This window comes from Methylocystis sp., assembly GCF_051061225.1.
GTDB lineage: Bacteria > Pseudomonadota > Alphaproteobacteria > Rhizobiales > Beijerinckiaceae > Methylocystis.
Genome location: NZ_JBPFEB010000127.1, coordinates 41,344 through 53,078, shown reverse-complemented (window position 1 = coordinate 53,078; position 11,735 = coordinate 41,344). Strand labels below are relative to the sequence as shown.

Sequence of the window (11,735 nt, the reverse complement as noted above, 5' to 3'; positions counted from 1 at the left end):
CTCTATTCCGCCGCCTCGATGTCGAACGCCCCGCGATCAATTCCGCCGCCGACGAGAATGTCGCGCTTGCCCGCATGGTTCGGCGCCGAGACGACGCCTTCCTTCTCCATCCGCTCAACCAGCGAGGCCGCCTTGTTGTAGCCGACCGACAGGCGCCGCTGGATGTAGCTCGTCGAACATTTCTTGTCGCGCAACACGATGGCCACGGCGCGGTCGTAGAGATCGCCGCCTTCCTCCGCATCCATCGAGCCGGGCTGAGGCGCCTCGCCGTCATCGCCCATGTCGTCGTCCTCGGCGGTGATGGCGTCGAGATATTGCGGCGCGCCCTGCGCCTTGAGATGCGCCACCACATGCTCGACTTCCGCATCGGACACGAAGGGTCCATGCACGCGCGAAATGCGGCCGCCGCCGGCCATGTAGAGCATGTCGCCCTGACCGAGGAGCTGTTCGGCGCCCATCTCGCCGAGAATGGTGCGACTGTCGATCTTCGAGGTCACCTGGAAGGAGATGCGCGTCGGGAAGTTCGCCTTGATCGTGCCGGTGATGACGTCCACGGACGGGCGCTGCGTCGCCATGATGAGATGGATGCCGGCGGCGCGGGCCATCTGCGCGAGGCGCTGGATCGCGCCTTCGATGTCCTTGCCGGCGACGAGCATGAGATCGGCCATCTCGTCGACGATGACGACGATATAGGGCAGAGCGGAGAGGTCCATCTCCTCATGCTCGAAGATCGCCTCGCCCGTCTCGCGGTCGAAGCCGGTCTGCACGGTGCGCGTGATGGTCTCGCCGCGCTTGTGCGCGTCGGCGACTCGGGCGTTGTAGCCGTCGATGTTGCGCACGCCGAGCTTGGACATCTTCTTGTAGCGGTCCTCCATCTCGCGCACGGCCCATTTGAGCGCGACCACCGCCTTCTTGGGATCGGTGACGACGGGCGTGAGGAGGTGCGGGATATTGTCGTAGACCGAGAGCTCCAGCATCTTGGGATCGACCATGATCAAACGGCACTCTTCCGGCTTCAGCCGGTAGAGCAGCGACAGGATCATGGTGTTGATGGCGACGGACTTGCCCGAGCCGGTCGTGCCCGCGACGAGCAGATGCGGCATGCGGGCGAGATCGACGATCACCGGCTCGCCGCCGATCGTCTTGCCGAGCGCGATGGCGAGCTTGTGGTTGGAGTGCAGGAAGTCCTCGCTGGCGATCAGCTCGCGCAGATAGACCGTCTCGCGGCGCTGGTTGGGCAGCTCGATGCCGATGGCGTTGCGACCCGGCACGACCGCGACGCGCGCCGAGACCGCCGACATGGAGCGGGCGATGTCGTCCGCGAGGCCGATGACGCGCGAGGATTTGATGCCCGGCGCCGGCTCCAGCTCATAGAGCGTGACCACGGGGCCCGGCCGGACGTTGATGATATCGCCGCGCACCGAGAAATCCTCCAGCACGCCTTCGAGCACGCGGGCGTTGGACTCGAGGATGTCCTCCGAAACAGGCGCCGCGCCGGCCGTCTTCTTCGGCTCGGCGAGCAGTTGCGGCTCGGGATAATCATAAGCGTCCGGGGCCGCGCGAGCGGACTGGCGGGCGGGTTCGCGGGTGACGCGCCGGGCGGGAGCCGGCGCCGCGGCCGGCGCGCGGCCAGGCGCCGTGCGTGGCGCCGGCGCGCTGTAAGCGTCGGGCGCGTCGTCATCGTCATCGTCGGAGGCCGCCTCCTCGGCGCGGCGCATCCGACGCGGCGCGTAGGGCATGTAGACTTCCAGATCGTCGAAGGTCGGCTCGACGCGCGGCTGTGATCCCGATTCCTCCTCGACGACCGGGCGCGGCGCCACGCGCTTGCGCAGCTTCTCGGCGACGCGCCGCAGCGACGCCTTCGCGGAGAGGCCAAGATGGAGCAGGGCGCCGAGAGAGATGAGCGCGAATCCCGGCTCGCCGGCCGGATCGTCGTCTTCCTCCACATCAGGCGAAGGGTCGTCCTCGTGCCGCAGACCATCCTCGCGGATGTCGTTTTCGGACTCGAAGCCCAGCCCCGAGGCGCCGCTGACCGAGAGAATCGCGACGAAGGCCGCGCCGAGGCCGAAGATGGCCATCAAGATTCCGGAGCCGGCGAACATGGTGCGCGGCACCGCGAGAATCGCATCGCCCGCGACGCCGCCGAGGCCGGTCGGCAGAGGCCAGCGGTCCGTCGTCGGCAGCAGCGAGGCGGTCGCCGCCGTGGCGAAAATGCCCGTCACCCAGAGGCCGAGCCGCAGCGCAGCGCGGTCGATTCGGCGGCGGCGGATCATGCGCAGGCCCTGCGTCGCCAGCGGCAGGATGGCGGCGATGGAGCCGAACCCGACGAGTTGCATGAAGATATCGGCGGTGACGGCGCCGGGAGACCCCAGCAAATTGCGCACATGCCCGCCGGTCGCATGATTGAGGGACGGGTCCTGCGCCGACCAACTGACAAGCGCCAGCGTCATCGCCCCGGCGCTTCCCACCATCAAGGCGCCGGCCGTCTCTGCCGCGCGACGGGCCAGAAATTCGCGAAGCTGTTCTGAAAATCGGTGAAATCGATAGCTACGCATGTGAAACTGGCCCGCATGGCGAGACGGCGCCGGGAGGGCGCGCCGATCATGCGCGAGGGTAAAAAACCTCGGTTAAGAGCCGCTTAACCCTCGGACTTTCGGGCGCCGGCGCGCAGCGCGATGATCTGGTTCAGTTCAGCCCCATAAATGAAGATGACCGCCAGAGTATACAGAAAGACCAGCGCGATCATGATCGAGGCGAGGCCCGCATAGGTCGAGACATAGTTGCTGGCGAATCTGGCGAGATAGGCGCCAAACCCCGCGCCGAAGGCCAGCGAGACGACGAGAGTCAGCACGAAGCCCGGCGCGATCATGAGCAGGCTGCGCCGACCGGTCGGCAGAAGCTTGTGCGCCGCGAGCACCGCGACGCCGACGATCGACGAGGTGACCCCGTAGCGCACGGGCGCATAGAGCGGTTCGAGCTCGGCCATCAGGCCCGGCGCATATTTTTCCGCCAGCGCCCGCGCAAGCGGCGCGAGCACCATCAGAAAGGCGACGGCGAGCAGCGCCGCCGCGCCGAGGAAGACGTAGAGAATCGATTCGAGCCGCAGCAGCCACCAGGACCGTTCGTCGCGCATGTCATAGGCGCGATTGAGCGAGATTCGCAGCGCCTCGACCCCGCTGGAGGCGAAATAGATCGCCAGCACGGCGCCGACCGTCAGTAGCCCCCCGCGCGGCTGCGTCAGCACATTGTGGATTTCCGCCGAAATCGGACCCGCGACGCTCGGCGGCCAGGTCTCGAAGATGAGCGCGGTCGCGGCGTCGGCCTCCGTCCTGAGGCCGAAGAAGCCGGCGAGGGCGGTCAGGAAGATCAGGAACGGAAACAAGGAGGTGAGGATCGAGAGCGCGATATGGCTCGCGATCGCCCAGCCGTCGTCGCGAATGAATTTCAGATAGGAGTCGTAAAGGATCCGAATGACTGGCATCGCCTGAAGACTAACCGGGGCGACGCGCCTCGGCTAGAGCAGCCGACCGATGGTCAGTCTGACGCCAGCCAGCGGATGCTATGACGGCAGCGGCGTCGACTCCAGCTCGCGCCAAAAAACGGCTCGTGACCTCGGATGTAAAGGCGCGGGCTGTTTTTCTTTTTGTCGAGGCCCGGCGTCGCGACGCGGCCCCAAACGAAAAAAGCCCGGCGCGAGCCGGGCTTTTCCGTGTGCCGCCAGCGCGAGGGCCGGCCGCGACATCAGTACTTGGCGAGGACCGGAGCGCCGGCGCCGCCGAAGTTGAAGTGATAGTTCACGCCCGCGCGAACCGTGTTGAACTGCGGGTGGTGATGATAGCCGGGGGAGAAGCCGAACACGCCCGAGGACGTGTTGGTCTGCAGGTCCGTGTAGAGATACTCGGCCTTGGCCGACCAGTTCTGCATGAACATCCACTCGACGCCGCCGCCAGCGGTCCAGCCGGTGCGGACGTTGGAGCCGTTGAACGGACCACCCGAAACCTGGCCGTAGGCGAAGCCGCCCGTGCCGTAAACGAGCAGGGTGGGGGTGATCAGGAAGCCGGCGCGGCCGCGGAGCGTGCCGAACCAGTTGAGAGCCACGCCGCGGTTGCCGCCCGGAGCCAGGGGAATCAGGAAGCCGTTCGAATCCGGATCCGGATACAGGATGTGGTTGGCCATGCCGCCCGTGGACATGCTCGTGCCCTGGAAGTCGGTCTCAATGCCGACCACGATGTTCGAGCCGAACTGGTAGTTGTAGCCGATCTGGCCGCCGCCGACGACGCCGCCAGCGTTGCTGCCGCCCTGCGTGTTGCCCGGCAGAATGAAGTAATTGCCGGTCGCCGGGCTGACATAGCCCGTCATGCCGCTCGAGTTGATCGTGCTGGACGACCAGCCGCCACCCAGGTTGAGACCCGCATAGAAGCCCGTCCACATCGGCGGCGGCGGCGGGGGCGGCGGCAGAATCGGCGCGGCCTTGCGGGAGGGGAGATCGGCAGCGAGGGCAACTCCCGCGGACAGCGCCAGCATGGCGACGGACACAGTTATTTTTTTCATCAAGACAAGCCCTTTAGGTCTTCGTGAACGAGAACGAGAGCAGCAGCTCATGAGCAGCATAGAGGCTGGCGGGGGGCCTTTTGTCTAGGCCTTCGCAGCAAGATTCAGCCGGTTTTCGGAGGGGTGTAACAAATACGCAACATGTAACGATGTGAAACTCATTGATCATGGCAATAGTTTGATAAGATGTTGATCAATCTGATCGATTTTGGCGTTGCAATTTAGCTGCCACGGTGACGCCGTGGCGCCGGGCCGATGGCCAGAATATGTTACGAGCTGCGTTAAAGCGGGGGGTCGCGCCGAGCGTCGGCCTCTCGCCGATGACCCGCAGGGAAGCGGGTCTCGACGAGCGGCTGCTCGCGCCATCGACTTCGTGCTGGAAGAAGATGAAAATGGTCGGAGTGAGAGGATTCGAACCTCCGACCCCCTCGTCCCGAACGAGGTGCGCTACCAGGCTGCGCTACACTCCGAACCGGCGGCCGTCTCGGCCGCTGACGAGGGGCCTTATAGCTACTGGTTGCCGTTCCCGCAACTGTCTTTTGCCGCTCACGTCGCCTTTTCGCGCCGCCGCCGGCGAAGCGTCACGAAAGAAAAATTCGCCTCGTCCTTCTCCCCGCGCGGCGGGGTCTGCCGCGCGACTTCTTCCCAGTCTTCCGGGTCGAGCGCTGGAAAATGGGCGTCGCCGGGGATGTCCAGATCGACGTCCGTCAGTTCGATCAGCTCGGTTTGCGCGAGCAGCGCGCGGTAAATTTCCTCGCCGCCGGCGACGATGATCTCGTCCGTTCCCATTTCGCGAGCGAGTCGGCCGGCGACCGCCAGCGATTCGTCCAGGCTTGCCGCCACATGGGCGCCCGGCGCGACAAATCCCGGGCGGCGCGTCACGACCACGCTCTCGCGGCCCGGCAGCGGCCGGCCGATCGATTCCCAGGTGCGGCGGCCCATGATCATCGGCCGGCCCCAGGTGCCCGCCTTGTAGCGTTTCAGATCGGACGAGAGGCGCCAGGGCAGGCCATTGCCGACGCCGATGACGCCGTTTCGCGCACGCGCCACCACGGCCACGAGTTTGGGGGTCATTTTTGAATCCTTACACCGCAATTGGCGCGGCGATCGCCGGCCAGGGGTCATAGCCCTCGATCGAAATGTCCTCGTAGCGGAAGTCGAAGAGCGAGGCGACGGAAGGGTTAAGCGCGAGACGCGGCAGCGGACGCGGCGCGCGGGTCAGTTGCAGACGCGCCTGATCCAGATGGTTGAGATAGAGATGCGCGTCCCCGAGGCTGTGGACGAACTCGCCCGGCTCGCAGCCCGTGACCTTCGCCACCATGTGGGTGAGCAGCGCATAGCTCGCGATGTTGAAGGGTACGCCGAGAAAGACGTCGCCCGAGCGCTGGTAGAGCTGGCAGGAGAGGCGTCTCGCGCCGCCGGTTTCCGCGACGTGGAACTGAAACAGGCAGTGACAGGGCGCAAGCGCCATCTTCTCGATTTCCGCCGGATTCCAGGCGGTGACGACGAGCCGGCGCGAGAAGGGATTGCGTTTGATCTCCTCGACGAGCCAGGCGATCTGGTCGATGGTCTCGCCGCCGGGCGCGGGCCACGCGCGCCATTGGCTTCCATAGACCGGGCCGAGATCGCCGTTGGCGTCGGCCCACTCGTCCCAGATGGTGACGCCGTTCTCGCGCAGATAGCCGATATTGGTGTCGCCTTTCAGGAACCACAGCAATTCGTGGATGACGGACTTCAGATGCACGCGCTTCGTCGTGACGAGCGGGAACCCCTCCGAGAGGTCGAAGCGCATCTGATGGCCGAACATGGACAGCGTGCCCGTGCCGGTGCGGTCCTCCTTGCGGACGCCTTCGGTCAGGATCTTGTCGAGGAGGTCGAGATATTGGCGCATGCCGTTTAGTCCAGGGCGGCGCCGCGCCGCTCGGGTATAAGCAACAGGGTCGCGCAAATATCCAGAAGATAAATCCCCGCCAGCAGTGCGATCGCGTGTGCGAAACCGGACTGCGCGGCCAGCGCGGCGATCACCACCGGCCCCCAGCCGCCAATGCCGCGACCGATGTTGAAGAGCACATTCTCCGCCGTGGCGCGGGCCTCGGTGGGGTAGAGCTCGGAGAGCAGGGCGCCATAGCCGCCGATCATGCCATTCACGAAGAGCCCCATCAGCGCCCCCGCCACCAGCAGCGCCCAGGGATCGGAAAGCTGCGCATAGAGCAGAACCATGCAGAAGGCGCCGAACTGGAAGGTCACGAAAGCGGGGCGGCGGCCGTATGTGTCGGCCATATGGCCGAAGACGAGGACGCCCGAGGCCATGCCCGCGACCGTGAAGATCGTCCACAGGGCGGATTTCGAGAGGCTGAAGCCGAACTGGCTCGACAGATAGGTCGGCAGCCAGACCATCAGCCCGTAATAGCCGAAATTCTGCACCGTGCAGAGGATCGCCATGCCGAGGCTGGCGCGGGTTTTCTCCGCGTCGGCGAACAGCAGGCGCAGAGGCGCGATTGCGCTTTCGGCGCGGACGGCGGCGCGGAAAATCTCCGGCTCCTCGACATGGCGGCGGATGACGAAGGCGACGAGACTGGGGACCACGCCGACGAGAAACACTCCGCGCCAGCCAATATGGGGCAGGAGCGCGGGCGCGAGCAGCGCCGCCATGAGCACCCCCGCCTGCCAGCCAAGGCCGACATAGGAGCAGGCGCGCGCGCGTTTTTCGGCGGGCCAGGTCTCGGCGACGAGCGCCATGCCGAGCCCGAACTCTCCGCCGAGGCCGAAACCGGCGAGGGTGCGGTAGAGCAGAAGATCATCGTAGCCGCGCGCGAAGGCGCACAGGCCGGTGAACAGCGCGAAGACCAGGATCGACCAACTCAGCAACCGGACCCGTCCATAGCGGTCGCTCAGCACGCCGAAGAGCAGCCCGCCGCCGACCGCGCCGATGAGCGTCCAGGTGATGAGCGCGGCCGCCTGCGCGCGGTCGAGGCCCAGATCGGCCGAGATCGGCTCCAGCATGAAGCCGAGGATCAGCAGGTCGAAGCCGTCCATCGCATAGCCGACCGTCGCGGCGAGAAGCGCCCTGTGGGCGGCGGAAGGTGTTGCGGGCATGTGTGTTCCGTCGGCGGCGGGGCGCCGCGGCCTCGGGCTTATCCGAAAGCGGCGGGTTTTGGGAGGGAGAAGGTCGCCAGCCCTCCCTTTCGCGCCGCCCGCGCGGGAGGACCGCCCGTCGTCTTTCCCGACCCCGGTCTTTGCAGCCCAAGGCCTCATCCCCATATACTGCCTCCGAGGGGAGCCACGCTTCCCCCGCGAAAGGGGATACAGACAATGTTGCGGTTTCTGGCGCAAAAGCGCGGATCGCTGTTTTCAATAGTTCTTGCGGCCCTGCTGGCGTTCGCGCCGGCGATCGCCGAGGCGCGCATGGGCGGCGGCGGGAGCTTCGGCTCGCGCGGCTCGCGCACATGGTCGGCGCCCCCGTCGACGCGCACGGCGCCAGGAACGGCCTCGCCCTTTGAACGCAGCGACACGCCACGCTCGGGCTATGGCATGAACCAGCCGGGTTACAACAGCCCCGCCTTTGGCGGCTCGTCCTTCGGGCGCGGCCTGATGGGCGGCCTCGCCGGCGGCCTGCTCGGCGCGGGTCTCTTCGGCCTGCTGACCGGCAACGGCTTCTTCGGCGGCATTGGCGGCTTCATGTCGATCATCGGCTTCCTGCTGCAGATCGCGCTGGTCGTCTTCCTGGCCCGCATGGCCTTCGCCTGGTGGCAGCAGCGCAATGCGCCCGCCGGCGCCGGTCCGAAGGGCTCGACCTTTTCCTTCACGGGCGGCGCGCCCTTCGGCGGCCGTCCGGGCGGGGCTGGTCCCATGGGCGGAGTCTCGGGCGGCTTCGGCCCGGCGGGCGGCGCGGCCCAGCAGGCGCGCCCGACGCCGATCAAGGTCGCGCCGGAGGACTTCAACGCCTTCGAGCGGCTGCTTGGCCAGTCGCAGGCGGCCTATAGCCGGGAAGACCTCGGCGCGCTGCGCGCCATGGCCACGCCGGAGATGGTTCGCCACTTCGAGGAGGAGGTCGAGGCGAACCGCGCCCGCGGCCTCGTCAACCGCGTGACGGACGTGAAGCTTCTTCAGGGCGACCTGTCCGAGGCATGGCGCGAGGGCCGTGACGAATACGCCAGCGTCGCCATGCGTTTCGCGCTGAACGACGTGTTGGAGGACCTCTCGACCGGCAAGCCGGCGCCCGGCTCGCAGGGCCGCACGGAGGCGACCGAGGTCTGGACCTTCCGCCGCCCTGCGGGCGCCGGCCCGGACGGCTGGACGGTCTCCGCGATCCAGCAGGCGGCGTAACCCTTGCTCCCTCTCCCCGCCACGGCGGGGGGAGGGCTGCGGCGAGAGGCGACGCCGGGGCATCCTTCCCAACCTCGCCTCGTGATTCACGTTATTTCCGGTTGCGGGCGCGGGCTCGCCCCTCACCCTGTCCCTCTCCCGCGAGGGGAGAGGGGATTTTCCGTCGAGCCGAGCAAAGTTGACACGCCCACAGGACGCCCTGCCGATCGACGCCGTGCTGCCCGAGATAAAGGCGGCGCTGGCAGTCTCGAACACTCTCGTCATTGTCGCGCCGCCCGGCGCCGGCAAGACCACGCGCGCGCCGCTCGCCCTGCTCGACGCGCCCTGGATGAACGGCGGCAAGCTCATCCTGCTGGAGCCACGCCGCCTCGCCGCCCGCGCCGCCGCCGCGCGCATGGCCGCGACGCTCGGCGAGCCAGTGGGCGAAACTGTCGGCCTGCGCATGCGCCTCGAGTCGAGGGTCTCGGCCAGGACGCGCATCGAGGTCGTCACCGAGGGCGTCTTCGCCCGCATGATCCTCGACGATCCGGCGCTGGAGGGCGTCGCGGGCGTTCTGTTCGACGAATATCACGAGCGCTCGCTCGACGCCGATCTCGGCCTCGCGCTGGCGCTCGACGCGCAGGCGGGGCTGCGCGAGGAGCTGCGCCTTGTCGCCATGTCGGCGACGCTGGACGGCGCCCGCGTCTCGGCGCTGATGGGGGACGCGCCGACGATCGTCAGCGAGGGCCGGGCTTTCGACGTGGAGACGCGCTATCTCGGCCGTGACGCGCATGAGCGTGTCGAGGACGCGATGACCCGCGCGATCTTGCGCGCAGTGCGCGAGGAGCCCGGCTCGGCCCTCGCCTTTCTGCCGGGGCAGGGGGAAATCCTGCGCGTCGCCGCGCGGCTGGAGGACGCGCGGATCGAGGGCGTCGACATTGCGCCGCTCTATGGCGCGCTGGATCGAGCGGCGCAGGACCGCGCCATTTCCCCGTCTCCGCCCGGACGACGCAAGGTGGTGCTGGCGACGTCCATCGCCGAGACGTCGCTGACCATCGAGGGCGTGCGCGTGGTGGTCGACTGCGGACTTTCGCGTGTGCAGATGTATGAGCCCGACCTCGGCCTGTCGCGCCTCGAAACCGTGCGCGCCGCGCGGGCGAGCGTCGATCAGCGGCGCGGCCGCGCCGGACGCACGGAGCCGGGCGTCTGCTACCGGCTCTGGGACGAACCGCAAACCGCGTCGCTGCCCGCCTTCGCCGCGCCGGAGATCCTGGCGGCCGATCTCTCAAGCCTGGTTCTGGACCTCGCCGCCTGGGGCGTGAGCGATCCGGCGCAGTTGAACTGGCTCGATCCTCCTCCCGCGCCCGCCTGGAAGGAGGCCGTGGCGCTCGATCGCGCGCTCGGCGCGCTCGATGACGACGGGCGTCTCACGGAAACGGGCAGGGCGCTGCGCAGCCTGCCGCTGCCGCCGCGACTCGCCCGCATGACGCTCGAAGCCGCGCGCCATGGCGAAGCCGAGCGCGCGGCGGAACTCGCCATGCTGCTCTCCGAAAAGGGGCTCGCCGGCAATGACGCCGATCTCTCTCACCGGCTGGAGCGGTTGCAGGGCGACGGCTCCAAACGCGCGCGAGACGCGAAGCGGCTGGCGGGGAATTGGGCAAGGCTGGCGAAAGCGGCCGCGCCCCCGCCCCAACCCTCCCCCGCTGACGCGGGAGAGGGGGCAAAATCTGGATCGCGAGCGACCCCTCTCCCACGAAGTGCAGGGAGGGGGTCTGGAGACTCCGCCCGCGCCGCCGCCGATCTCTCCGACGGCGCCCTCATCGCGCTGGCGTTCCCGGACCGCATCGCCAAATCGCGTGGGAACAAAGGCGATTTCCTCATGGCCAATGGCCGCGCCGCGAGCCTGCCGGTCGAGGACCCGCTGTCGCGCGCGCCTTTCCTCGCCGTCGCCGAACTCACCGGCCGCGCCGCGCAGGCCCGCATCCTCGCGGCTTGCCCGCTCGATGCGGAGGAGGTCGAGGGGATCGCCGGCGGCCAGATCGACGTTCGCGAGGAAACGACCTTCGATCCCGCCAGCGCCAGTCTGCGGCGGCGCCGATTCCGCCGGCTCGGCGCCATTCGTCTGTCCGAGCAGAACCTCTCCGTCGAACCCTCGTTGGAGAGCGCCCGGGCGCTGGCGCGCGGCGCGGCGCAGCTTGGTCTCGCGCGTCTGCCCTGGACGAAGGCGCAGACGCAATTGCGCGACCGCGTCGCCTTTCTGCGCCGCGCCGAAGGCGAGGAATGGCCGGACCTCTCGGACGCCGCGCTGACGGAGACCGTGGACGACTGGCTCGCGCCCTGCGTCGTCGGCCGCGCGTCGCTGGCGGACATCACCGCCGGCGATCTCGACGCCGCGCTGGCCACGCTGCTGCCCTATCAGTTCATGCGCCGCCTCGACACGGAGGCGCCCTCGCATTTCGAAACGCCGGCGGGGGCGCGTCACGCGCTCGATTATGGCGCGCCAAATGGCCCGCTTCTCTCCGTGCGCGTGCAGGAGCTCTACGGACTCTCGCAACATCCCAATCTCGCGCGCGGCCGCGCGCCGCTCACGCTCGAACTGCTCTCGCCCGCGCATCGGCCGATCCAGACGACGCGCGACCTGCCCAGCTTCTGGGCGGGGTCCTGGAACGAGGTGAAGAAAGAGATGCGAGGCCGCTATCCGCGCCATCTCTGGCCCGACGATCCGGCGAAGGCGCCGCCCACGACGCGCGCGAAGCCGCGCGGGTAGACCCAGCGCCCCCGGGGCGCGACGCTTCGCCGTGGTCGCGCAATTTCGACTAAAACGGGTAACATCCGCGGACCGCTTTAAGAAACGCGAAATCAATTGCGAACATGATGTT

8 protein-coding genes and 1 tRNA gene are annotated in these 11,735 nt (G+C 68.0%); 2 read left to right on the top strand and 7 right to left on the bottom strand.

From position 1 onward, the window contains the following. Window positions 1-2: 2 nt before the first annotated feature. The 7 genes from ACR652_RS21400 to ACR652_RS21370 all read right to left on the bottom strand — a co-directional run bounded on the left by ACR652_RS21400 (window position 3) and on the right by ACR652_RS21370 (window position 7,647). Window positions 3-2,555: a DNA translocase FtsK 4TM domain-containing protein gene (locus tag ACR652_RS21400; protein WP_434508498.1), complete on the bottom strand. Its 2,553-nt coding sequence runs from the start codon at window positions 2,553-2,555 to the stop codon at window positions 3-5. Between the two features lie 83 nt (window positions 2,556-2,638). Continuing rightward, window positions 2,639-3,481, bottom strand: a complete 843-nt coding sequence (locus ACR652_RS21395; protein ID WP_434508497.1) for a YihY/virulence factor BrkB family protein — start codon at window positions 3,479-3,481, stop codon at window positions 2,639-2,641. A 260-nt stretch (window positions 3,482-3,741) separates the two neighbouring features. Next, window positions 3,742-4,551: an outer membrane protein gene (locus ACR652_RS21390; RefSeq protein ID WP_434508496.1), complete on the bottom strand. Its 810-nt coding sequence runs from the start codon at window positions 4,549-4,551 to the stop codon at window positions 3,742-3,744. Between the two features lie 393 nt (window positions 4,552-4,944). Continuing rightward, window positions 4,945-5,021 (bottom strand) — tRNA-Pro (locus ACR652_RS21385). 76 nt (window positions 5,022-5,097) lie between these two features. Further along, window positions 5,098-5,625 (bottom strand): dihydrofolate reductase, encoded by a 528-nt coding sequence (locus ACR652_RS21380; protein WP_434508495.1) that lies wholly within the window; start codon window positions 5,623-5,625, stop codon window positions 5,098-5,100. Between the two features lie 10 nt (window positions 5,626-5,635). Beyond that, a complete protein-coding gene (locus tag ACR652_RS21375) occupies window positions 5,636-6,442 on the bottom strand; it encodes a thymidylate synthase (RefSeq protein ID WP_434508494.1) in 807 nt (268 codons plus the stop codon). Between the two features lie 5 nt (window positions 6,443-6,447). After that, window positions 6,448-7,647, bottom strand: a complete 1,200-nt coding sequence (locus ACR652_RS21370) for an MFS transporter (RefSeq protein WP_434508493.1) — start codon at window positions 7,645-7,647, stop codon at window positions 6,448-6,450. Window positions 7,648-7,863: 216 nt separating this feature from the next. Between ACR652_RS21370 and ACR652_RS21365 the strand changes: the two genes are divergently transcribed. Then, window positions 7,864-8,877: a TIM44-like domain-containing protein gene (locus ACR652_RS21365; protein ID WP_434508492.1), complete on the top strand. Its 1,014-nt coding sequence runs from the start codon at window positions 7,864-7,866 to the stop codon at window positions 8,875-8,877. A 178-nt stretch (window positions 8,878-9,055) separates the two neighbouring features. Further along, window positions 9,056-11,623, top strand: a complete 2,568-nt coding sequence (gene hrpB / locus ACR652_RS21360; RefSeq protein ID WP_434508491.1) for an ATP-dependent helicase HrpB — start codon at window positions 9,056-9,058, stop codon at window positions 11,621-11,623. The last annotated feature ends 112 nt before the right edge of the window (window positions 11,624-11,735 follow it).